The sequence below is a fragment of the Haladaptatus cibarius D43 genome, from assembly GCF_000710615.1.
GTDB classification, from domain to species: domain Archaea; phylum Halobacteriota; class Halobacteria; order Halobacteriales; family Haladaptataceae; genus Haladaptatus; species Haladaptatus cibarius.
Genome location: NZ_JDTH01000001.1, coordinates 256,557 through 277,113 on the forward strand (window position 1 = coordinate 256,557; position 20,557 = coordinate 277,113).

Annotated in this window: 24 protein-coding genes; 14 read left to right on the forward strand and 10 right to left on the reverse strand. The window is 59.0% G+C overall.

All coding sequences use genetic code 11. The features are described from left to right. Positions 1-9: 9 nt before the first annotated feature. Positions 10-678 (forward strand): CRISPR-associated protein Cas4, encoded by a 669-nt coding sequence (locus HL45_RS01300; RefSeq protein ID WP_049969310.1) that lies wholly within the window; start codon positions 10-12, stop codon positions 676-678. Here HL45_RS01300 and HL45_RS01305 read toward each other — a convergent pair. The 3 genes from HL45_RS01305 to HL45_RS01315 are packed head-to-tail and all read right to left on the reverse strand — an operon-like array spanning position 652 to position 2,079. Continuing rightward, complete coding sequence (locus HL45_RS01305) at positions 652-1,245, reverse strand: L-threonylcarbamoyladenylate synthase (RefSeq protein ID WP_144239979.1); 594 nt, start codon at positions 1,243-1,245, stop codon at positions 652-654. The genes HL45_RS01300 and HL45_RS01305 overlap by 27 nt on opposite strands. Before the next feature lie 52 nt (positions 1,246-1,297). Beyond that, the gene (locus HL45_RS01310) at positions 1,298-1,810 is read right to left on the reverse strand and encodes a redoxin domain-containing protein (protein WP_049969312.1); all 513 of its coding nucleotides are present in this window, start codon (positions 1,808-1,810) and stop codon (positions 1,298-1,300) included. After that, positions 1,810-2,079, reverse strand: a complete 270-nt coding sequence (locus HL45_RS01315) for a glutaredoxin family protein (RefSeq protein WP_049969313.1) — start codon at positions 2,077-2,079, stop codon at positions 1,810-1,812. The genes HL45_RS01310 and HL45_RS01315 overlap by 1 nt, the downstream gene beginning before the upstream one ends. Before the next feature lie 117 nt (positions 2,080-2,196). Between HL45_RS01315 and HL45_RS01320 the strand changes: the two genes are divergently transcribed. Further along, a complete protein-coding gene (locus tag HL45_RS01320) occupies positions 2,197-3,585 on the forward strand; it encodes a hemolysin family protein (protein ID WP_049969314.1) in 1,389 nt (462 codons plus the stop codon). A gap of 412 nt (positions 3,586-3,997) precedes the next feature. Here HL45_RS01320 and HL45_RS01325 read toward each other — a convergent pair whose 3' ends face one another. Beyond that, entirely contained in the window at positions 3,998-4,600 is a 603-nt protein-coding gene (locus tag HL45_RS01325) for a hypothetical protein (RefSeq protein ID WP_049969315.1), read from the reverse strand. Between the two features lie 151 nt (positions 4,601-4,751). Between HL45_RS01325 and HL45_RS01330 the strand changes: the two genes are divergently transcribed. From HL45_RS01330 to HL45_RS01350, 5 genes are all read left to right on the forward strand, one after another. Beyond that, positions 4,752-5,336, forward strand: coding sequence for a biotin transporter BioY (locus HL45_RS01330; RefSeq protein WP_049969316.1), 585 nt, complete (start codon positions 4,752-4,754; stop codon positions 5,334-5,336). Further along, positions 5,333-6,031: an energy-coupling factor ABC transporter ATP-binding protein gene (locus HL45_RS01335; protein WP_049969317.1), complete on the forward strand. Its 699-nt coding sequence runs from the start codon at positions 5,333-5,335 to the stop codon at positions 6,029-6,031. The genes HL45_RS01330 and HL45_RS01335 overlap by 4 nt, the downstream gene beginning before the upstream one ends. 10 nt (positions 6,032-6,041) lie before the next feature. Further along, complete coding sequence (locus HL45_RS01340; protein ID WP_049969318.1) at positions 6,042-6,749, forward strand: energy-coupling factor transporter transmembrane component T family protein; 708 nt, start codon at positions 6,042-6,044, stop codon at positions 6,747-6,749. 87 nt (positions 6,750-6,836) lie between these two features. Next, positions 6,837-8,957, forward strand: coding sequence for a heterodisulfide reductase-related iron-sulfur binding cluster (locus tag HL45_RS01345; protein ID WP_049969319.1), 2,121 nt, complete (start codon positions 6,837-6,839; stop codon positions 8,955-8,957). A gap of 102 nt (positions 8,958-9,059) precedes the next feature. Next, complete coding sequence (locus HL45_RS01350; RefSeq protein ID WP_049969320.1) at positions 9,060-9,326, forward strand: hypothetical protein; 267 nt, start codon at positions 9,060-9,062, stop codon at positions 9,324-9,326. Between the two features lie 36 nt (positions 9,327-9,362). Here the strand turns inward: HL45_RS01350 and larB are convergent, their stop codons facing one another. Then, entirely contained in the window at positions 9,363-10,127 is a 765-nt protein-coding gene (gene larB / locus HL45_RS01355; RefSeq protein ID WP_049969321.1) for a nickel pincer cofactor biosynthesis protein LarB, read from the reverse strand. 172 nt (positions 10,128-10,299) lie between these two features. Between larB and HL45_RS01360 the strand changes: the two genes are divergently transcribed. Then, complete coding sequence (locus HL45_RS01360; protein ID WP_049969322.1) at positions 10,300-10,467, forward strand: hypothetical protein; 168 nt, start codon at positions 10,300-10,302, stop codon at positions 10,465-10,467. A gap of 70 nt (positions 10,468-10,537) precedes the next feature. On the opposite strand, the gene rpiA is transcribed toward HL45_RS01360, so the two are convergent. After that, positions 10,538-11,218 (reverse strand): ribose-5-phosphate isomerase RpiA, encoded by a 681-nt coding sequence (gene rpiA, locus HL45_RS01365; RefSeq protein ID WP_049969323.1) that lies wholly within the window; start codon positions 11,216-11,218, stop codon positions 10,538-10,540. Between the two features lie 585 nt (positions 11,219-11,803). On the opposite strand from rpiA, the gene HL45_RS01370 reads away from it, so the two are divergent. Next, positions 11,804-13,039 carry an ABC transporter permease gene (locus HL45_RS01370; protein WP_049969324.1) on the forward strand — a complete coding sequence of 412 codons (1,236 nt, stop codon included), beginning with the start codon at positions 11,804-11,806 and terminating at the stop codon, positions 13,037-13,039. Positions 13,040-13,190: 151 nt separating this feature from the next. Here HL45_RS01370 and HL45_RS21050 read toward each other — a convergent pair whose 3' ends face one another. Further along, on the reverse strand, positions 13,191-13,346 hold the full coding sequence (locus HL45_RS21050; RefSeq protein ID WP_162833834.1) for a hypothetical protein: 156 nt from the start codon (positions 13,344-13,346) through the stop codon (positions 13,191-13,193). A 105-nt stretch (positions 13,347-13,451) separates the two neighbouring features. Here HL45_RS21050 and HL45_RS01375 point away from each other — a divergent pair, with 105 nt between their 5' ends. Further along, positions 13,452-13,721 carry a DUF7553 family protein gene (locus HL45_RS01375; RefSeq protein ID WP_049969325.1) on the forward strand — a complete coding sequence of 90 codons (270 nt, stop codon included), beginning with the start codon at positions 13,452-13,454 and terminating at the stop codon, positions 13,719-13,721. Positions 13,722-13,750: 29 nt separating this feature from the next. Here HL45_RS01375 and HL45_RS01380 read toward each other — a convergent pair whose 3' ends face one another. The 3 genes from HL45_RS01380 to HL45_RS01390 all read right to left on the reverse strand — a co-directional run bounded on the left by HL45_RS01380 (position 13,751) and on the right by HL45_RS01390 (position 15,686). After that, the gene (locus tag HL45_RS01380; protein WP_049969326.1) at positions 13,751-14,377 is read right to left on the reverse strand and encodes a hypothetical protein; all 627 of its coding nucleotides are present in this window, start codon (positions 14,375-14,377) and stop codon (positions 13,751-13,753) included. An 87-nt stretch (positions 14,378-14,464) separates the two neighbouring features. Then, positions 14,465-14,686, reverse strand: coding sequence for a DUF7511 domain-containing protein (locus HL45_RS01385; protein WP_049969327.1), 222 nt, complete (start codon positions 14,684-14,686; stop codon positions 14,465-14,467). Positions 14,687-14,819: 133 nt separating this feature from the next. After that, on the reverse strand, positions 14,820-15,686 hold the full coding sequence (locus HL45_RS01390) for a sulfurtransferase (protein ID WP_049969328.1): 867 nt from the start codon (positions 15,684-15,686) through the stop codon (positions 14,820-14,822). Between the two features lie 242 nt (positions 15,687-15,928). On the opposite strand from HL45_RS01390, the gene HL45_RS01395 reads away from it, so the two are divergent. The 4 genes from HL45_RS01395 (at position 15,929) to HL45_RS01410 (ending at position 20,545) form a co-directional block, all read left to right on the forward strand. Next, positions 15,929-16,708 carry a sulfurtransferase gene (locus tag HL45_RS01395; protein WP_049969329.1) on the forward strand — a complete coding sequence of 260 codons (780 nt, stop codon included), beginning with the start codon at positions 15,929-15,931 and terminating at the stop codon, positions 16,706-16,708. Between the two features lie 305 nt (positions 16,709-17,013). Then, the gene (locus HL45_RS01400; RefSeq protein ID WP_049969330.1) at positions 17,014-17,472 is read left to right on the forward strand and encodes a hypothetical protein; all 459 of its coding nucleotides are present in this window, start codon (positions 17,014-17,016) and stop codon (positions 17,470-17,472) included. A gap of 271 nt (positions 17,473-17,743) precedes the next feature. Further along, positions 17,744-18,865: a thiamine ABC transporter substrate-binding protein gene (locus tag HL45_RS01405; protein WP_049969331.1), complete on the forward strand. Its 1,122-nt coding sequence runs from the start codon at positions 17,744-17,746 to the stop codon at positions 18,863-18,865. Next, positions 18,866-20,545 carry an ABC transporter permease gene (locus HL45_RS01410; RefSeq protein WP_049969332.1) on the forward strand — a complete coding sequence of 560 codons (1,680 nt, stop codon included), beginning with the start codon at positions 18,866-18,868 and terminating at the stop codon, positions 20,543-20,545. Positions 20,546-20,557 lie beyond the last annotated feature (12 nt).

Below are 20,557 nucleotides of genomic sequence, written 5' to 3' on the forward strand. Positions count from 1 at the left end.
AAAACCGCCGTGTCGAAAATTCCGTTCAGCGAACTCGCAACCGCCGCGTACTGTCCGCGCAAACTGTACTACCAGCGTCAGGACGACATCGAAATTCCCGACCTCGTCGCCGAACGACGAGCACTCGCATTCGAATACGAATCGCTTCTCGCCGCCGACCCCTCCGACCTGAGCGACTGCCCGATTGCCGTCTCGCCGGAGCAGTTTCGGTCGAATCTCGAACACGCAAGCGAACTCGATGCGTGGCCCGAACTCGCCTCTCCCTCCGACCGCGAACGACTCACCGAGGGGAAAGACTGTCGCGGAATCGTCCACAAAGTCCTCGACTTAGAAACGCCCGTTCCGTCGATGGTGTTCACCGGAACGCCTCCTGAACACGGCGTCTGGGAGGCACAAACCGTCCGCACCGTCGCCGCGGCGAAGGCGCTCTCGTGGGAACATGAGCGGATGGTAGAGCGCGCGTTTGTCGAATATCCTGCCTACGGAATCGTCCGCGAAATTCGGCTCGGAACCCGTCGAAAAGCCGCGTATCGCCGCGCCGTTCGCACTACCCAAGCCATCGACGGGCCGCCACCGCGGTTGAAAAATCAGTCGAAATGCGAGGCGTGTGAGTACCGCGCCGAATGCGGCGTCAAAACCCGTTCGCTTCGCTCACTCCTCGGCCGTCTCGGCGGTTAGCCACGCCTCTATTTCGTCGGCGAGTTCGCCGCGTCGAACGATTTCGCCCCGTTCGACGTTGACGACGGTGCTCCCGGTTCCGCCGGTTTCCCCGCCGTCGATAATAATCGCTGCGGCGTCCTCGATTTCTGTATCGAGGTCGGCAACGCGCGTCACACTCGTGTGGCCACTCACGTTCGCGCTCGTGCTGGTAATCGGCGCGACGTGTTCGAGTAGCTCCAGTGCTCGTTCGTGATCTGGAATCCGAACGCCGACGCGGGGTTTGCCAGCGGTGAGCACGTCCGGAACGACATCTCGTTTCTCGCAGAGAACAGTAACTGGCCCGGGTAAAAATTCTCTCATGAACTTCCGTTCACGCTCCGTCGGGCGAACGTAGGAAAGGGCGGACTCCACGTCTGGAACTGCGAGCGAAACCGGTTTCTCTCGCGCCCGCCGTTTCGCGTCGAACACTGCGTCGATGGCGTTCGGGTCGAGGGCGTCCGCTCCAAGCCCGTACACCGTTTCGGTTGGATAGACGACGAGGTTTCCGTCTCGAATAGCACGCGCCGCTTGTTCTATCTCGTCCATACTCGGGTTTCGACCGTCGGGCGAAAAAAGCATAGCGTCGTAGTTGTCGGTGCTATTGCTCTTCGATGGCTGCTTCGACGTCGTCGTACTCCGGGAACTCCGGCCATTCGGTTGCGACCCACGCGTATTCGACCGTTCTCTCCTCATCCAGCAGGAACATTGCGGGTCGCGGTTCGCTGATTCCGGCCATCCCGTCCATCTCGAAGTCGATGCCGTACTCCTTTGCGACTTCGTTCGCCGGGTCGCTGAACAGTCGGAAATCCATCTCGCGCTCCTCGATGAGGGTCTTGTGTTCGTAGGGCGTCGAAATGGACAGGCCGACGATTTGCACGTCGTTGTTCTCTCCCCACGCGCGTTCGCGCAGTTCGTTCCAGACGTAGGTCGCAGGGAATCCGCCGTCCATGGTGTAGAAGACGAGCAGTGTCGGCCCGTCTTTGGTTATGTCCGAGAGCGAAACGTCCTCCCAAAACTCCTCGTTGACGAGTGGCCGCGTGAAGTCGGGCGCAGTTTCACCGACTTCGGGATTCGCCGCTTCGCCGAGTTCCACGACGTCGAAATCGACCATCAGTTCTCCCCTCCGTAGGTGTTTTCGATGTATTCGACGATGTTTGCACTCTCGCTCATCGTCACACCTGTATCTTCGTCTACGACGGCCGGAACGGTTCGCTTCCCGCTGATTCGCTTGACGACGTTTCGGTCAGAATGCATCGGTTCGACGAACCGTGACTGGTATGGCAGGTCGTACTCGTGTAATTTCCGAACGACGCGCTCGCAGTAGGGACACGCTTGCAGTCGATACAGCGTGATTGCCGGGTCTGCGCTCTTGGCACTCATAGAGGATGTTTGGGACGAAATACCCGTAAGGGCTTCGCTCGCGGCAGTTTCACCCGTGACATCAGTCAGCAAAAGAATAAAGAGTTAATCCCACCGACGCTCAAGGTGGGTTATTGAATGACACTCTCTCCGAAACTGGTCATCCTCGCGCAGACTGCCCCGCCCGATAGCATGCTTGGAATTCCAATCTCCGATGCGGTTATCCAGTGGGGTGGATTCGGGGCTATCGTCGTCCTGCTCATCCTGTCTGCGTTCTTTTCCTCGTCCGAAATTGCGATGTTCTCGGTCGCAAAGCATCGAGTCGAGGCATTGGTCGAGGATGGCGTCAAAGGCGCAAAAACGGTCGATTCGTTGAAAAACGACCCGCACCGTCTGCTCGTTACGATTCTCGTCGGTAACAACATCGTCAACATTGCGATGACTTCGCTTTCGACGGCTATCGTCGGAATCTATTTCGCCCCCGGCCCAGCAGTGCTCATCTCGACGTTCGGTATCACGTCGCTCGTCCTGCTGTTCGGCGAGAGCGCGCCGAAATCCTATGCAGTCGAAAACACGGAGTCGTGGGCGCTTCGAATTGCAAAACCGTTGAAATACTCCGAATACATCCTCCTCCCACTCGTCATCACGTTCGACTACCTCACGCGCGCCATCAATCGCGTAACCGGCGGTCGCTCGGCAATCGAGACGTCCTACGTCACGCGCGACGAGATTCAGGACATGATTCAGACGGGCGAGCGCGAGGGCGTCATCGAGGAGGACGAACGCGAGATGTTAGACCGCATCTTCCGGTTTAACAACACCATCGCCAAGGAGGTCATGACGCCGCGACTCGATATGACCGCCGTGCCGCAGGACGCCGAAGTTGACGAAGCAATCGAAACGCTCGTTCAGGCGGGCCACGAGCGCGTGCCGGTGTACGAGGGCAGTCTGGACAACGTCATCGGCATCGTCACGGTTCGTGACCTCGTGCGCGAGAAATCCTACGGCGAGTCTGGTGATAGTCTCAAACTCAACAACCTGATTCAGCCGACGCTTCACGTCCCGGAGAGCAAGAACGTGGACGAACTGCTGACCGAAATGCGCGAAAACCGGATGCAGATGGTCATCGTCATCGACGAGTTCGGGACGACGGAGGGCCTCGTGACCATGGAGGACATGGTCGAGGAAATCGTCGGGGAAATCCTCGATGGCGAGGAAGAAGAGCCAATCGAGTACATCGACGACGACACGGTCATCGTCCGCGGCGAGGTCAACATCGACGAAGTGAACGATGCGATGGAAATCGAATTGCCGGAAGGAGAAGAGTTCGAGACGATTGCCGGGTTCATCTTCAACCGCGCAGGACGGCTTGTCGAAGAGGGCGAAGACATCGACTACGAAGGTGTTCGTCTCCACGTCGAACAGGTCGAAAACACGCGCATCATGAAGGCCAGAATTACGCGTCTCGATGATGCAGGGGTCGAAACCAACACCGTCGAAGAGGGTGTCGAGTCGGGCGCAGAGTAACCCCCGGATTCTCCTGTCACAAATTTCCAGTTTCGTGAGAACGCGATTTGTGCGACCCAGTGAACCACCATTTCAACAATGGCTAGATATCTCTCCAACGATTTGCCAGCATGGTGGTGGAACCCCGTGCAACAGCGGACGACACAACCACAGGAAATCGGCAGATGAATCAATTTTAGAAATCGGCCGACTGACCAACCGCCAGAAATCAGCATTTGACACAGCCACCGAAATCAGCATTCGACGCAACCGCCAGCGGCCAGCACACTCACCGCGAATGAGGAGCGATAGCGACGGATGAGCGGGCCGACGAATCCCCCGGAGGGGGTGAGGAGGCTTTTGGTCCAGATTTTTATCGAGGGTCGCGCGGTTTGCGACCCTCGCAATAAAAAGGTGGTAGCGAAAAGGTGGCTTAGAAGGAAACGTTCGACTCCATTCCGTCAGTCGCATCCTCTAGCCCGTCCTGTTGCATATCTTGTGTCATCTGGTCGGATAGCTCGCGGTCTTGAAGGATGTTCTCGAACTCGTTGATGTACTGCTGGTTGACCGACCGCGCTTCGTCTTTCGCTTCGATGACGCGCTGGTAGCGTCGAATCATCGATTCGCTCGTGTCGAGTTGGTCGGCGCAGTCGGCGGCCGACATTTCAGAAACAAGACAGTCCTTCAAGTCTGTAATGTCGAACGGTGCGTCGGTGTCTGCCTCCCGGAAGAGATGGAGGTCGATTCGCGCGTGGAAGACGGTTTCGACGGGCGATGTATCACCGAGTTCGTCCGCGATTTCGTCGTCCTCTTTGCCTGCCGAGAACTGTCGCACGACGGAGGAAAGTTCCTCGTTAGAAAGCGATGTACCGAAATCGTAGCGTTCGCGCATCTCTTCGATGACGTCGCGCAGTTGCTCGTCCACCTTCTCTTCGGAGCTTAGAGAGCCGTGCGTCTCCGCTTGTTTCTCCGTAACTGTCTCTTCGTCGGTCACATCCATGAAGATGTCACGAAGTTCCTCGGTTTTCTCATCCATGGCGCGTAGCTGATGCTGTGATAATATAAAAACCTGTTGGGCGATTGGTGGAATTTTTGTCCAATTATCCAAGTCCGCATATATTTCAACAGAATTAACCGCCCCTCCGTCAACCGAAGCTATCTTATTGGTTGACGAGCGACGATTGGCCATGTCAACTGAAACCGGTTCGGTCGAACTCGTCGGCGAGCAGACGGTCGGCAACATCGCACGCACGGCGCTGTTCGCGGCGGTCATCGGCGCGTTTGCACAAGTTTCGTTCCCTAACCCACTCGCACCAGCAATTCCCGTCACACTGCAAGTGCTGGGCGTTTTCCTCGCTGGAATCTTCCTTGGGCCGCTTTGGGGGTCTGCTTCCATGGTTCTCTACCTCGTCGCGGGATCTGTCGGCGCTCCGATTTTCGCCAATGGCTCTGCCGGATTGGGCGAACTCGTCCAACTCACTGGCGGTTACCTGCTTTCGTACCCTCTCGCCGCCTTCGTCATCGGCGTCATCGTCCACGGCGGGTTGACGCTCCGCGACCCGAAACAGGCCGGAGTCATTCGACTCGTGGCCGGGATGGTCGCCGGAACCGCCGTCATCTACGCCTTCGGAACGGTCGGCTTCTCGTACTTCGGCAACTACGGACTGACCGAGGCGTTCACGCTTTCGGCAGTCGCGTTCATTCCCTTCGAAGCGTTCAAAATCGCCGCCGCGGTCGGTATCATCCGTAGCGACCGCGTTACTGCCGAATGATAACGACGCAAAATCTCGTCCACCGATTCGGCGGTGCGACCGCGCTCGACAGAATCTCACTCACGATTCCCGACGGCCAGTTCGTCGTCCTTGCCGGGTCGAACGGAAGTGGAAAAACGACGCTCGTCCGGCATTTCAACGGCTTGCTTACGCCCGATGAGGGCGACGTACTGGTCGATGAGACGCCCGTCGAAGACGACCTCGTCGCCGCGAGAACGCGTGTTGGCATGGTGTTTCAACATCCGCGGGATACGTTCGTCTCGGCAACCGTCGGCGCGGACGTGTCGTTCGGCCCTGAAAACCTCGGCCTGTCCCACGAGGAAATCGACCGCCGGGTACAAACGTCTTTATCCGCGGTCGGAATGGCAGACCGGAAAAACGACCGAATCGACTCCCTCTCCGGCGGCGAGTGCCAGCGCGTCGCTATCGCGGGCGCGCTGGCGATGGAACCGAACCACCTCGTGTTAGACGAACCGTTCACCGGACTTGACGCTCCGGCGCGCGATTCCGTGACTTCCCACCTCGAACGCTGTTCCGACGACGGAACCGGGTTCGTCGTCGTCACGCACGACCTTCGGGACGTTTGGTCGCTCGCCGACAGAATCGTCGCGCTCCAAGACGGACGAATTGCAGTCGATGGCAAACCCAACGAAGTCGCATCGAAAATCGCCGATTTCGGCATTCAGGTGCCATGATAGAGGTACGATGACGCTTGCATATCGCGCGACGGGGGCGTTTTCCGAACACCTCGACCCGCGGGTGAAACTGCTCTTTCAGGCCGTCTTTGCTTTCGCCGCGCTTGCGCGCACGACGCCGCGCGGTCTTGCACTGCTAAGCCTGCTCGTCGGAGCGGTTCTCGTTTCGGCGAATACGTCGCCGTTCTGGGTGCTCGGCGAGTTTCGCTACGTCTTTCCGTTCCTGCTCGGCGGCCCGCTGTTTGCGTCTCTGACGCTCGGTTCGCCGTGGTTCGTTCCCGCGGACGCGGTTCCGCCCGCCTTGGCCAGCTATCGCGTGCTTCTCGTTCTCTGTGTCAGCGCAGCGTACATCCGAACGACCCCGGTTCGGGAGTCGCGCGCGGCGATTCAGTGGCTCGTTCCCGGCCGTCCCGGTCAGTTTCTGGGGATGGGTGTTGCGTTCGTCTTTCGCTTCCTCCCGGTCTTACAGGCCGATTTGCGGGCGATTCGGGATGCAGTCGCCGCCCGGCTTGGTACGGAGCGGTCGCTCGCGGAGCGAATGCAACTCGTCGGGGCGGCGGGAGTGGCGCGCGCATTCTCGCGCGCAGATACGTTTTCGCTCGCGCTCCGCGCTCGCTGTTTCGCGTGGAATCCAACCCTTCCCCCGCTGGTGATTTCGCGTCGAGATGCGCCCGTGATTTGTCTCGTCTGCGTGCTCTCCGCTTGGTCATTCGTATAAATTACAAATTTGTTTTTCATTCTCGCAAGACGGCGGTGGGATGGACGGGAAGCAAGATTTAAGCAATTCGTCTCCACCTGATAGAACATGGAAATCTTCGCGCTTGCACAGGCGTCGGATACGACGCGCCCGACGTTCTGGAGAATCGGGCTTATCGGCGAGGCGATATTCTATTTCCTCGCCGCAGTTGCCGTTTTCTTCTTCCTGTTCGGCGTTTACAACCGCTTCGCGCGGTACGCAGACGGGGAAGACGACTGGTTCGAACGATTGAACGACCTTCCGGGTCGAATCACGAATGCGGCGAAAATCGTCCTCTCGAACGAGAAGCAGTTCAACCGCGACCTGTACGGCGGATTGATGCACTCGTTCATTTTGTGGGGATTCCTGACTCTCCTCATTGGAACGACGATTCTCGCCATCGACATGGACATTTACCAAAAGTTCACCCACTACGTCCTCGGCAGTGAGAACTCGTTCTTCACTGGCAACTTCTACCTCGCCTACTCGCTCGTGATGGATGCGATGGGCCTGTTGTTCGTCGTCGGTGTCGGCATGGCTATCTACCGACGCTACTGGGTTCGTAACCACCGACTCTGGGGTAAACACACCAGTAGAGAGGACGACCTATTCATTTGGACGCTGTTCGTGCTCGGCGTCGGTGGCTACATCACGGAAGGGTTCCGAATCCTCGGAACCGGCTTTCCGGACTTCGAAACGGTCAGTTTCGTCGGTTGGTTCGTTGCCGACGTGCTGCAAATCGCTGGCGTCTCCGAAAGTGCCGCAGTGGCATGGTATCCGGTCGTCTGGTGGGCGCACGCGATTCCGGCACTCGTCTTCGTCGCGGCGATTCCCTACGCAAAACCGTTCCACATGCTGTCGTCGTTCGCCAACGTCGTCACGCGCGACGAGAAAGCGGGCAAGCGACTTCCGGGCGTTCCGTCGGACGCCAGCCCCGACGAAATCGGTGCGACCAGCATCGAGGACTTCTCGTGGCGACAACTGCTCGACCAGGACGCCTGTACGAAATGTGGCCGATGTTCGTCCGTCTGTCCTGCGAAAGCGTCCGGTCGCCCACTTGACCCGCGCGACGTGATTCTCGACCTGAAACAGTACCGCGAGAATCTAGACGCGGGAACGACCGACGAAAAGCCAATCATCGCGGACGGCGGTTCCAGCGTTATCGACAGCAGAACGATGGAATCCTGCATGTCCTGTATGGCTTGCATGGACGCCTGTCCGGTTGACATCGAACACCTCACGTCCTTTACGGACATGAACCGCAGGTTGACCGAATCCGGTCAGATGGACGCAAACGTGCAGGACGCGATGATGAACGTCTTCCAGAACGGGAACGCCTTCGGCGACCCGGAGCGCAGGCGCCCCGAGTGGACGGAGGAACTCGACTTTGAGATTCCCGACGCCCGCGACGAGGACGTGGAGTTCCTCTGGTACGTCGGCGACTACCCGTCCTACGACGAGCGCAACCGCCGCGTTGCACGCTCCTTGGCCACCATCTTCCACGAAACTGGTGTCTCCTACGGCATCCTCTACGAGGAGGAGCGAAACGACGGCAACGACGTTCGTCGCGTCGGTGAGGAAGGACTCTACGAGATGCTGGTCGAAGACAACGTTGCCGCCTTCGAGAAATGCGACTTCGACAAACTCGTCTGTACCGACCCGCACAGCTACAACACGTTCAAAAACGAGTATCCGGAAATGGCAGAAGAGTTCGACGCGCCAGTCTACCACTACACGCAGGTTGTGGAAGAACTGTTCCGCTCGGGCCGCACGGGTCTGTCCGGAAACGAACTCGACTACACTGTCACCTACCACGACCCGTGCCACCTCGGACGCTACAACGACGAATACGAGGCTCCCCGAGAAATCGTCACAGGCACCGGCTGTACGCTGGACGAGATGCCGCGCAACCGTGCCAACTCGTTCTGCTGTGGCGGCGGCGGTGGCGGCCTCTGGATGGATTTCGAGGAAGACCCCAAACCGAGCGAGGAGCGCATTCGAGAAGCCTTGGAGGACACTGACGCCGCCTCCGGCGTCGAGAAGTTCGTCGTCGCCTGTCCGATGTGCATGACGATGTACGAGGACGGGCGGAAAACTGGCGGCTACGAGGAGGACATCGAAGTCGTGGACGTTGCCGAGTTAGTCGTGGAAGCGTTGGGCGCTGAAGATCGAATCGAAATTTCGGCGTGACCATTCGCTGATTTTCGTCTCCTGCGCGATTCCAACGGCTACTCGTCCGATGAATCTATTCATATCAAAATGATTACGTATGTGGGAAATAAAATATATGCCATGAACTCTCCCCTCGTTGCCCTCGGGGTGGTGTGTTTCGTCGCTCAAATTGTCACGCTCTACGGTCGGTACATCCAGGATAAATCGCGAATCGTTCTCATCACCGATGCCGGATACGCACTCTTCTGGGCATACCTCGCCCTCGTTGAGTTCTTCGAACTGCACTTCGCTACCATCGGCATCGCCGTTCTGCTTGCGATTCTTCTCCTGCTTACGGTGGTCAGTTTCCGCCGCCAACGGCGGGACAATCAAACGCAGTTCGTCTGAATGACACCCATTACTCTCGACTTTTTGCTCCCATCCTTATTCCTTCGCCGAATCTATCGCCTGCGCTATCAACCCCGCCTGCGCGCCAGCCACGAATCCGGCGTCGATGTTCACCGTGGAAAGCACGGTACAGGACTGCAGCATCCCCATGAGCGCGGATTTACCCTGTCCGGCGTGGCCGTAGCCGTTCGAAACCGGCAGGCCGATGACGGGCGTATTGACCAACCCCGCGATGACGGTCGGAAGCGCGCCCTCGCGTCCGGCAGCGACGATGAGCACGTCTGCGCCGCGGAGCGTATCGACTTCGTCCAACACGCGCACGAGGGAGGCGACGCCCACGTCGTGAATCTCCTCGGTGGTTGCACCCATCTCCTCCGCGACGGTGACTGCCTCTCCGGCGGGAATCGCGTCGCTCGTGCCCGCGCTGACGACGCCCACTGTGGCGTCAAGGTCTGGTTTGCTGAAGCCGACTGCGTGCGCGACCAAGATGTTCGCTCGCTCACGCACCTGCACGTTCGCGTCCGGGTGTTCCTCCGCGAGTCGCGCGCGGACTGCCTGTATCTGCTCGTCGTCGCCCCGCGTGACCAGCGCCCGGCCTGCCGTTTCCACCGCGGTTGTGGCGAGGGTCGCCACCTCGTCGGGGATTTTCCCGTCGCAAAGAATCGCCTCAGGAACGCCTCTACGCGTCTCTCTGGCGGCGTCGAAGCGTCCGGCCTCGGTCGTCGCGTAGCCCGACAGTCTCGACTCGGCTTCGGTGACGCTCAGTTCTCCTGCCGCGACCGCTTCGAGTAATTCCCGCATACACGCCACTCTGTGTTCCTCCTACTCCCGTCTATCGTCCCACGCCACTCTACTTTTCTCAACTTAAAAGTTTTGGCCCGGTGGACAGAGTCGGTCGGATTCTTCTACTCGTGGGGGTTAACCGTATAATTTGGGAAGCTTTATTAACTGGGCTACGGAACGTCAATCCTGTATGGCAGACCTTATTGTCAAAGCCGCTGTGAAGGAAGCGCTCGACGACAAAAACGTTGCGTCGGATTTCTACGACGCACTCGACGAAGAAGTCGCAGCGCTCCTCGACGACGCCGCCCGACGCGCAGAGGCAAACGACCGGAAGACGGTCCAGCCTCGCGACCTGTAAAACACGAAACTTCCTTCCATTTATTTTCCGATTGGATAGCGACTGCTGAGTACCCTTCTTGTAACTCCGACTACCGAATCTCCACGCCGTCGTCGGTACCGACGTGAATCTCGTCGGCCATTCCGATGAACAGGCCGTGTTCTACCACGCCCGGTATCGACGCGAGATTTCCCGCGAGTTCGCCGGGTGAGCGAATCTCGCCGAATGCACAATCGAGGACGAGATTCCCGTTGTCGGTCACGACCGGCCCGTCTTTTCGCTCTGCTTCGCGCAGGTCGGGTTGCCCGCCCAACTTCCGCACGTCCTCGGCAACCGTCGTCCGCGCCGAGGGGAGCACTTCGACCGGAACCGGGTGGTTCAGTCGCTCCGCTTCCTTGCTCGGGTCTGCTACGACGAGAAACCGATTCGCCGCGTTGTCTACTACTTTTTCGCGGGCGTGGGCCGCCCCGCCGCCCTTGATGAGATGTTCTCCCGCAAACTGGTCTGCTCCGTCGATTGCGAGGTCGATTGCCGACACCGAACCGAGGCCGGTTAGCGGGATGCCCGCCTCGCGGGCCAACTGGCGCGACTGGAACGAGGTCGGGATTCCCTGCACGTCCGCCCCGGCATCCACCGTGCGCCCAATCGCGCGAATCGCGTGGGCTGCCGTGCTTCCCGTGCCCAGTCCGACGACCATTCCGTCTTCGACTACCTCTGCCGCGCTCTCGCCCGCGTTTCGCTTCGCCTCGTCGCTTCCTCCCGTCGATTTCATGTGTGAAGTGGATTTTGGTGTGTCTCTGAAAAAGGTTTGCTAGCGTGGTGTTTGGGATGTGGGTGCTGTCGTGAACCTCGTCCATCTTTTTGTGGCACGTGCTGGCGTGACTTCGAGGACCGTGTGTCCGAGAAGCCACGGCCAAGTCGCGCGAAGGAATCGGCTGGGGAGGTCTGTGGGCGGTTGCGGTTTTCAGTGGAGTCGTGATTTGCGACAACATAATAGTATCAAACGAATGGGGGGAAATCACGACAACGAATAACCGCACCGCCACTAACCACACCCTCCCCAACCGATCCCCTTCGTTCGCACGGGAAAAGACACGCTCTTCCCTGCACTCGTTTGCTTCGCTCACGAGAACTCCACTCACTTCGGTCATCCCTCGCGGTAATCGGCGGGTCTTCGGACGTATCCTCAGACCCACCGATGCGCGCGCCACCGTGATTTGTGACGTTTTCTGTGAACTGTTTCCTCGCTTCTCTTCGTGAACCCTCTCTGTGTCGGCGGTAGGATTTTGAGGATCTACTCCGTTCACGTTCCTATGACGCTGGCGCGCACGCTGGAAAACAAAGGAGAAGCCGACTGATGGACGCGCGCGAAGTGTTTCGAATGAGTTGGCGCTCCATCCGCGGCCACAAACTCCGCTCGTCGCTGACGACGCTCGGCGTGATAATCGGCGTGGCGGCGGTCATCGCGCTCGCAACCCTCGGCGCGAGCGTGCAGGCGTCAATCATCGGCGACGTGGGCGGTGAAGAAGCCCAACAAATCTACGTTTGGGCTGGCCCCGAAGGACAACAGGGCGCGCCCGGGGCGGGCGCACAGCCAGTTTTCTCCGAGCGCGATATCGACCGAATCGAGCGGATTGAGGGCGTCGAAAGCGTCATCCCGCGCGGGAGCGTCCCAACCTCGGGCCTCAGATACGGCAACGACACGGTGGCCAGAAGCGACGTGGTCGCCATCACGCCCGCCTACTTCGATGGCGCGGAGTTCGACTCGGGCGGCGCGTTCTCGAACGGTGCGAACGAAGTCGTCCTGAACACCGCCGCGGCGACCCAGTTCGACCAAAACGTTTCGGTCGGCGACTCGATTTCCATCCTCCGCGCGAACGGGACAGGGGTCAACGCCACCGTGGTTGGCGTTCTGAACGGCTCTGCAAGCCAGGGGCCGTTCGAGGGCTTCGCCTCCCAACCGCGAGTCTACACGCCGATTGACCCGTTCTACGAGACGAGCGTGGAGATAGACGGCGAGAACAGGCGCGTGTATCCACTGTTGACCGTCGTGGCGACTGGCCCGGACGCAGTCGAACCCGCCCGGGACGAAATGCTCCAGTATCTCGAAGACGATTCGGATGCCGTTTCGCTCGTGCCGACCGACTACGGCTTTTCCGCCCGGACGAACGAAGAACTCCTTCAGCAGGTTCAAGACCTGCTCAACACGCTCACGGGATTCGTGACGGGCATTGCCGTCATCTCGCTGGTCGTCGGCTCTATCGGAATTGCGAACATCATGCTCGTCAGCGTCACGGAGCGAACCAAAGAAATCGGTATCATGAAAGCCGTCGGGGCACAGCGCCGCGACGTGATTCAGTTGTTCCTCGTGGAGGCCGTCATGCTCGGCCTGCTCGGTGCACTATTGGGCACGCCGCTCGGCGTCGGCGCAGCGTATATCGTCGCGGGCTACATCGACGTGTCGCTCACCTTCCCGCTGGAGTGGTTCGCCATCGCAATCGCCGTCGGCGTCCTCGTCGGTGTCGTCGCCGGACTGTATCCGGCGTGGAGCGCGGCCCGAACCGACCCCATCGACGCGCTCAGGTACGAATAAAAAGGCTGGACGCTCGAAGCGACATTTACACCTCGGCACGCCGGTAACTACAATTCGGATGCGGGGTGGCCGCATTCTGGGAGGATGGGGGATTCCTGCTCACCCCTGCTGTTTGCATCTCGCAACCTTGCTGTGACACGCGATACCCGAGTCAGTTTTCGAATGGGAGGTCGTTGGGGTCTTCCACGACTGCCCACCAGTGATAGTCCGCTTTCGGATGTCTTCGTTCGACGTGCGTCCGTAGCTCTCGCTCTTCGCCGAAATCACGACCACAGAGGTTACATCGGTGATGTCGTTTTCGAGCCATAGCGCTAGAACGCTCGCAGAGAGATAAAACTCGTCGCTCGTCGCATTGTCCCTCATTTTTGCACCCGCCCATAGCACTATTTTCCTTCCTGTCGTAGCCCTGCCCATGCCACGAGAAGAACTCGTCCAAGCGGCAGAGGAACTGAAACACGCCAGCGCCGACACTTCCGGCGACGTAAAAGACCAACTCGAATCGCAGGCCGAGACGCTAAGCGACCTCGCGGAGGCAGACCACGGGCCTGACCACGGCCGACTTGACCGAATCATGCACTCGCTGTCGGAACTCGAATCCGACGTGGACGACGAAACGGCGGAGCGAATCCAAAGCGCATACGACCACGTCAAGGCACACCGCGAAACCGTCAGCGGCGTCTGAACCCTCTTTTATTAGCTCTGTTTCCGTAATCAGCAGACCGGTTTCGGATTGACGCCCATCGACTCTAGCGATTCCGTGTACTCATCGTAGGCCGCGGTAATCGCGCCGCTTGCGGCCTCTTTTGCGTTCTCCCACTTTTCGTCGGACTCACAGCGTTCGGCGAGCAGGGAGACTGCTCCGTCCAACTGCGATTCGAGGTCACCTTTCAAATCGCGGAACAGACTCGCCGATTGGGGGTCTGCCTGCCCCGTGAAAAAGCCGGTCAACTGCGTCTTCGATTTCTCGCTCGCCAGCGTGCGCCCGACGAATCCACCGAGGCGTTCGTGGGTGTCGTCCAAATCACGCAGATACTCGTGCAGTGCGGGAATTTCGCCCGGTTCGTGGTCGTCCACGTTTCCGGATACCGTCTCGTAATGCTCCGTCTCCGTTTCGGCGATGCTCGCAAACAGGTCGCTCGCATCCTCGTCCGCTTCCGACTCGGCCCACGAAGCGAACGTCTCGGAAGCGGCGTGTTCGGAATCGGCGGCGGCACGAAACACTTCGTCGGGTTCCAGTTCGCCGCCGGTCGCCGCGTACAGCGACTTCGACGACCCGAGACGAGAGAGGGCAGTTTCGTTTTCCTTGCGGACTGCTTCGACAAATTCGTCCGAATCCATGCGCCACGGTACGGAGGCAACCCGCTTGTATTCACCGACGGCGGAAAGAAAGCGGGCGGATGAGGAGAGAACGGAAGGAAAAACGAACTAACACATCTCGTCCAGCGGGACAAACGTATCTGCATCAGCAGTTATCCAGCTCGCCATTCGCTGCAGGCGGGTCGCCTCGTTCGGATAAATCGTACATCTGTTTGGTTTGCCGTCGTACTCGACCACGACGGATGACAACTCGAACGATTCTTCGTTGGTAGCGCTCGGTTTGGGTTTCGGTTCGGCCGATTTGTCGATTGTATCGAAACTGCCGGACATGGATGGTCTCGTGAAGCGTCGGGAAGATCCGACAATATTGAGATTCGGCCGCTTCTCTATAACCCCTGCTAGTAGTTCTCTGTAGGCGTATCTATCGTTGAATAGAAAAGATTGACTTGCCGGTGTTTCGCGGTTAGTTTCCGCTTCCGGTTTCGATTGGGGCGTCAACGAGGTTGCCCCATTCCGTCCACGACCCGTCGTAGTTGACGACGTTGTCGTAGCCCAGGAGTTCCGACAGCGCGAACCATGCAATCGAGGAGCGCTCGCCGATTCGGCAGTAGGCGACGACCTCTTGGTCGTTCGTTACGCCTTCGCTCTCGTAGAGTTCGCTAAGTTCCTCCGCGCTCTTGAACGTCCCATCTGGGTTGACTGTGGCCGCCCACGAGACGTTCGATGCGCCGGGGATGTGGCCGCCGCGCTGTGCGGTTTCTTGCAGTCCTGGCGGGGCGAGCACTTCGCCGCTGAACTCTTCCGGCGAGCGAACGTCCACGAGGGGAACGCCGCGGTCGATTGCTTTCTGCACGTCGTCGCGGTAGGCACGAATGCCCTCGAACGGGCCACGGGCGTCGTATTCGACTTCGGAGAACTCGGGTTCCTCGTCCGTCGTCGGATAGTCGTTGTCGAGCCAGTAATCACGTCCACCGTCGAGCAGACGAACGTCGCGGTGGCCGTAGTATTTGAACTGCCAGTAGGTGTAGGCCGCGAACCAGTTGGAGTTGTCACCGTAGAGGACGACGGTGGAATCCTCGGTGATGCCGTGGCTTCCGAGCAGGTCTGCGAAGTCCTCTTTTTCGAGGATGTCTCGCTGCGTCTGGTCTTGTAGTTGGGTTTCCCAGTTGAACCCGATTGCGCCGGGGACGTGGGCGTCGTCGTATGCTTCGGTGTCCACGTCCACCTCTACGAGGCGATACTCGGGGTCGTCGCTCTCGAACTTGTCCAAGTTGTCCTCGACCCAGTCCGCGGTGACGAGAACGTCTTTCGCGTAATCACTGTTACTCATGCACGTCTATATTTCTGCGCCCGGATTATATCGTTGTTACTGCCGGAAGGTTCCGCCTTCTGTCGAGTGTTCCGGAATATGTTGCCGCAAAATATGGCCGGGAGAGGCGAAAAACGCCTCTTCCGGTCGTTCTGGTAGCGGTCACTCCCAAAAAACCAGAGATATTTTCCGGATTCTCCGCTACCCTGCTCCATTCGACGGAACCCGGACGGCTAAGACGCTGGCCTCGATACGTTGACCCAATGCAGGACACCGCCGTCGTTTCCGCGGACTGGCTCTCAGAGCGACTGGACGAGGTACATATCGTCGATGTGCGAGACGGCTGGGAGTACGAAGGAATCGGCCACCTTCCGGGTGCGGTCAACATCCCGTTCGATGAGTTCCGCTCCGCGGACGCCGATGACGCGGGAATGCTTCCCGGGGCCGAAACGTGGGCCGAACTTCTCGGGAACGCCGGAATCAGCGAGAACGATACCATCGTTGCCTACGACGACATGCACGGCGTATTCGCCGCGCGATTCCTCGTCACCGCCGAACTGTACGGCCACGAAAACCTCCACCTTCTTGACGGAGATTTCAGTTCGTGGCAGGGAACGCACGAAACGACGACAAACGCATCTGAACCGGAGACAGTAACGTATCGGGTTCGGGAACCCGAAGAAACGCCGCTCGTCTCCCGCGAGGAAGTCGAATCGGCAATCGGCGACTCGGATGCCGTGCTGGTCGATACCCGCGACCCCGAGGAGTTCGCCGACGGCCATCTGCCGAACGCGGTCAACGTCGATTGGCTCGACCTCGTGGACGACGAAACTCGCGGTCTCAAACCCCAGGACGAACTCCGCGATGTCCTCGAATCGAACGGCGTGACGCCCGACAAGCGGGTAGTTCTCTACTGTAACACTGCCCGACGAATCAGTCACTCCTACGTCGTTCTCTCTCACCTCGGCTACGATGACATCGGTTTTTACGAGGGTAGTCTCACCGAATGGATTGACTCCGATGGCGAACTCGAAACTGCGTAGTCGGCGGGAAACCACATATGTTGTGCTCGTAACGGCTCTTTTCGGTTCGTTTTTCTCAATACGCTGTCAGCCGATTCGGTGCACTCGTTGAAATCGCCTGACGACGGTAGCGTGGTTTTCGTCGTTACTGCCCGGAAACGCCCCGAACCACCCCGGTAACGAAACCGGCGATTCGACGCTCGACTGCTAGCGTCGATTGCTGGTGTGAACCTAACGAGGATAGTTTTACATTGGCCAGCAAAACGGTGGAAGCCCTTTATCGTCGGTTCCGGCCTATAGCCTGTCACCCCGGGAGGGGAAAAGGGATGACTGAGAAGAAACAACCAGACACAGAAAACGTCGAATCGGCAGAACGACGCTCGTTTATGAAGAAGGGCGCGCTCGCAACGGGTGCGCTCGCGTTGGGTCTTGGTAGTGCCGGAACCGCCGCCGCACAGGATAATGAGGTGTTGGTCTACACGTATGACTACCACCCGAACGTCCCGTTCCGCGTCACGAACGCCTTAGAGCAGTCAACGACGGTTCGACTGCTCCAACGACCCGGTGGCGGTGACGTGCCCGAAATTAGCCAGCCCGACGAATACAGCGGATGGATCATCCGCTACAACCTTGGGGGCCAAAACGCGGCGATAACGACGGTCATGTTCTCGAGGACTGCGAGTCTCAGTTCGGGCGACCGACGCCGGTTCTCCGGTGACGCCACCATCTTCAGCAGTGAACTCAACCTGCTTAGCACCACTCTCCGAGGCGGAGGCGGGAACTAAGTAACTGCTGTTGTGTTGGTTGAAGTACAACGAAATTTACGTTCATTTTTCGAATGAAACAGAGAAGTGTGAGTAGCCAGTCGCCCGAAGTTCCGTTTCGTGTCCTCGAACCTCCTTACCACGATAACCGTCGCCATCCTCGACGAACCACTTGGCGGCGAACAAGTACTATTTGTTATAGCGGTATCCAATTTATCACCGTGCTACGTTAGCTTCTACGACAAGTCGAACATCATGCTGGTTAAGTATCACCGACTATAACCACTGGGTAATGAAACGTCGAACCTTCCTTACAATGGGGAGTGCCGCCCTCGCAGGGCTTGCCGGTTGTCTCGATAGTTCCAGTTCCGACTCGACCACGGAACCGACCGACTCTGGCGGGGCGGGAACCGCAAAAACGACTGCTCAAGCCGAACTCGGCGGTACGCTGAAAGTCGCAACCTACAGCGCGCTCGTGGATTCGCCGAGTTCCTCGCCCGGAAAATGGCTCAAACAGGAGTTCGAAAAAGAGTACCCGCAGGCCACGCTCGAATGGCAGACGCCCGAAAGCGAGGTGAACTACTTCATCCAGCGAAAGGCACAGGGCGTCAGTATCGACACCGACGTCTACGTCGGCTTGAATGTAGACCATCTCATCACCATCGACAACAAAATCGGCGGGAAGCAGTTGTTCACGCCGATTGCGGATTCGCTGTCGAACTACGGCCACGTCAAAGACGGGCTGAAATTCGACCCGGAACAAAGAGCGGTTCCGTACGATACGGGCTACATCAGCCTCGTCTACAACGCAAACGAAGTTGATGAACCAACTTCTTTCGACGCGCTGACGAAATCGAAGTTCGATAGCACGCTCATCACACAAAACGCCCAGCAAGCGGCTACCGGACGCGCGTTTTTACTCTGGTCGATTCACGAGAAAGGGCCGGACGCGTATCTCGACTACTGGGAGCAGTTGATGCAAAACGACGCCCAAATCCTCGGCTCGTGGGACGCGGCCTACACGGCCTACTCCAACGGCGAACGGCCAATCGTCGTTTCGTATTCGACCGACCAAGTGTACGCGAACCGCTCCGACGCCGACATGCAAAAACACCAAATCGGCTTCCTGAACGGGCAGGGCTACGCGAACCCCGAGGGAATGGCGAAGTTCGCCGACACGGACAATCCGCAGTTGGCCGACGCGTTCCTCGACTTTATGCTCTCGAAGAAAGCCCAGTCGGAAATTCCGACGCTCAACGTCCAGTTCCCGGCGACTGACTGGGCCGAACCCGGAAATGAGTTCGACAAGTACGCCAAAGCGCCCGACCAACCGGTGACCTACTCCTACGACGAATTGAAGGGCAACGTCGAAGGATGGGTTGACAAGTGGGCACGACAAATCGCAACCAACTGAATGGGTGTCCGGCGCTGGCTGGAACGACACGCGCTCTCCCTCCTCGGAGTCGCAACTACTGCCGTTCTCGCCGTGTTGTTTTACTTTCCGGTGGCCATCGTTTTCGCGGATGCAGGGAGTCCGGACGCCGTTCTCGACGTTCTGACCGACCAGTTCTACATCAACGAAATCTTCCGGTTCACGGCGTGGCAAGCGTTCCTTTCCACGATTGCCAGCGTCGTTATCGGCTTGCCGGGTGCCTACGTCCTCTCGCGCTACGAGTTCCCCGGCAGACGAACGATTCGGTCGCTGACCATCATCCCGTTCGTCATGCCGTCGATTCTCGTGGCGATTGGCTTCGTAGCCATGTTCGGCCAGAACGGAGTGCTCAACGACGCGCTTGGAATCGTCGGACTCGGGCCGTACTCTCTGCTGTACAACCTCCCTGCCATCATCGTTGCACACGCATTTTACAACGCGCCGCTGGTCGCCAGAATCACGAACGCGGCGTGGGAGAGCGTGGACGCCCGCGAAGTCGAAACCGCCCGAAGCCTCGGCGCAGGGCGGTTTCGCGCGTTCCGCGACGTGCTCGTTCCGCAACTGCTCCCGGCGATTATGACGGGCGCGCTCCTTACGTTCATCTTCACGTTCATGTCCTTCCCAATCGTGCTGGCGCTGGGCGGCTTCGAGTTCCAAACCGTCGAGGTGTGGATTTACGCACTCGTCCGCGATTTGGACTACTCGGAGGCCGCCGTTCTCGCGGTTCTCGAAACGACCCTGTCGCTGGTACTGACCTACGCCTACCTCAGGTACGAAGCGCGACAGACAGCGGCAACCCGAGCGAGTCGCCCACTTGCCCGAAAACGGCTGTTTTCGGGCGTTCGCGGGCTCTCGGAATCCCTCGAACGGGCAGGAATACTGGCCTATTTTTTGGCCGTCGGAATCCTCTTCGCTGGCCCCCTCGTCAGCACCGTCCTCGAAAGCGTGACCGGGCCGAACGGATTCACACTGCGATACTACGAATTTCTCATCACCCGGCAGGTTTCGGGGGCCTCCTTTCAGACGAAACCCGGCGTTGCGGTGCAAAATTCGCTGCTTTTCGGCGTCGGAACCTTGCTCATCGCGCTTCCGATGGGCGTCGTCATCGCAGTGCTTTCCAGAGCGCGAGGCAGTGGCGGGCGACTCGTGGAAGCGATTGCGATGGCTCCCTTCGCAGTGAGTGGCGTGATGGTCGGCCTCGGCATGCTTCGCGGCCTCGTCTTCGGCGTGCCAATCGCCGGAACCAGAATCCAAGTCGGCGGTGCGGTCGCCATCGTCGCGGCCCACGCAGTCGCGGCGTATCCCTTCGTCACGCGAAACGTCGCCCCGATGCTCGCCGGAATCGACCCGCGAATGGTCGAATCGGCGCGGGCGCTCGGTGCAAGCCGGTTTCGGTCGCTGATGGACATCGAACTCCCGTTGGTTGCGGCCGGACTCGCCGCCGGGGCCGCCTTCGCCTTCGCAATCAGTATCGGCGAGTTCGACTCGACAGTTATTCTTGCAACCGGCAGTAGCAGTTATACGATGCCAGTGGCCGTCGAACGCTATCTCGGCAACCGAACGCTCGGCCCAGCGACCGCGATGGGAACCGTTCTCCTCGCGGTCACTGCGGTCAGTTTCGTCGTCATCGACCGCCTCGGCGGGAGGTGGGAGAATGGATAGACTGTTCTCCAG

Excerpts from the sequence above, each read along its gene's own strand:
- HL45_RS01340 (WP_049969318.1), top strand. The coding sequence starts at position 6,042 with ATGACGCTTGCATATCGCGCGACGGGGGCGTTTTCCGAACACCTCGAC.
- HL45_RS01345 (WP_049969319.1), top strand. The coding sequence starts at position 6,837 with ATGGAAATCTTCGCGCTTGCACAGGCGTCGGATACGACGCGCCCGACG.
- HL45_RS01395 (WP_049969329.1), top strand. The coding sequence starts at position 15,929 with ATGCAGGACACCGCCGTCGTTTCCGCGGACTGGCTCTCAGAGCGACTG.
- rpiA (WP_049969323.1), bottom strand. The coding sequence starts at position 11,218 with ATGAAATCGACGGGAGGAAGCGACGAGGCGAAGCGAAACGCGGGCGAG.
- HL45_RS01325 (WP_049969315.1), bottom strand. The coding sequence starts at position 4,600 with ATGGATGAGAAAACCGAGGAACTTCGTGACATCTTCATGGATGTGACC.
- HL45_RS01375 (WP_049969325.1), top strand. The coding sequence starts at position 13,452 with ATGCCACGAGAAGAACTCGTCCAAGCGGCAGAGGAACTGAAACACGCC.
- HL45_RS01370 (WP_049969324.1), top strand. The coding sequence starts at position 11,804 with ATGGACGCGCGCGAAGTGTTTCGAATGAGTTGGCGCTCCATCCGCGGC.
- HL45_RS01335 (WP_049969317.1), top strand. The coding sequence starts at position 5,333 with ATGATAACGACGCAAAATCTCGTCCACCGATTCGGCGGTGCGACCGCG.
- HL45_RS01405 (WP_049969331.1), top strand. The coding sequence starts at position 17,744 with ATGAAACGTCGAACCTTCCTTACAATGGGGAGTGCCGCCCTCGCAGGG.
- HL45_RS01350 (WP_049969320.1), top strand. The coding sequence starts at position 9,060 with ATGAACTCTCCCCTCGTTGCCCTCGGGGTGGTGTGTTTCGTCGCTCAA.
- HL45_RS01380 (WP_049969326.1), bottom strand. The coding sequence starts at position 14,377 with ATGGATTCGGACGAATTTGTCGAAGCAGTCCGCAAGGAAAACGAAACT.
- HL45_RS01400 (WP_049969330.1), top strand. The coding sequence starts at position 17,014 with ATGACTGAGAAGAAACAACCAGACACAGAAAACGTCGAATCGGCAGAA.
- HL45_RS01310 (WP_049969312.1), bottom strand. The coding sequence starts at position 1,810 with ATGGTCGATTTCGACGTCGTGGAACTCGGCGAAGCGGCGAATCCCGAA.
- HL45_RS01330 (WP_049969316.1), top strand. The coding sequence starts at position 4,752 with ATGTCAACTGAAACCGGTTCGGTCGAACTCGTCGGCGAGCAGACGGTC.
- HL45_RS01360 (WP_049969322.1), top strand. The coding sequence starts at position 10,300 with ATGGCAGACCTTATTGTCAAAGCCGCTGTGAAGGAAGCGCTCGACGAC.
- HL45_RS21050 (WP_162833834.1), bottom strand. The coding sequence starts at position 13,346 with ATGGCTCGAAAACGACATCACCGATGTAACCTCTGTGGTCGTGATTTC.
- HL45_RS01385 (WP_049969327.1), bottom strand. The coding sequence starts at position 14,686 with ATGTCCGGCAGTTTCGATACAATCGACAAATCGGCCGAACCGAAACCC.
- larB (WP_049969321.1), bottom strand. The coding sequence starts at position 10,127 with ATGCGGGAATTACTCGAAGCGGTCGCGGCAGGAGAACTGAGCGTCACC.
- HL45_RS01410 (WP_049969332.1), top strand. The coding sequence starts at position 18,866 with ATGGGTGTCCGGCGCTGGCTGGAACGACACGCGCTCTCCCTCCTCGGA.
- HL45_RS01315 (WP_049969313.1), bottom strand. The coding sequence starts at position 2,079 with ATGAGTGCCAAGAGCGCAGACCCGGCAATCACGCTGTATCGACTGCAA.
- HL45_RS01305 (WP_144239979.1), bottom strand. The coding sequence starts at position 1,245 with ATGGACGAGATAGAACAAGCGGCGCGTGCTATTCGAGACGGAAACCTC.
- HL45_RS01390 (WP_049969328.1), bottom strand. The coding sequence starts at position 15,686 with ATGAGTAACAGTGATTACGCGAAAGACGTTCTCGTCACCGCGGACTGG.
- HL45_RS01320 (WP_049969314.1), top strand. The coding sequence starts at position 2,197 with ATGACACTCTCTCCGAAACTGGTCATCCTCGCGCAGACTGCCCCGCCC.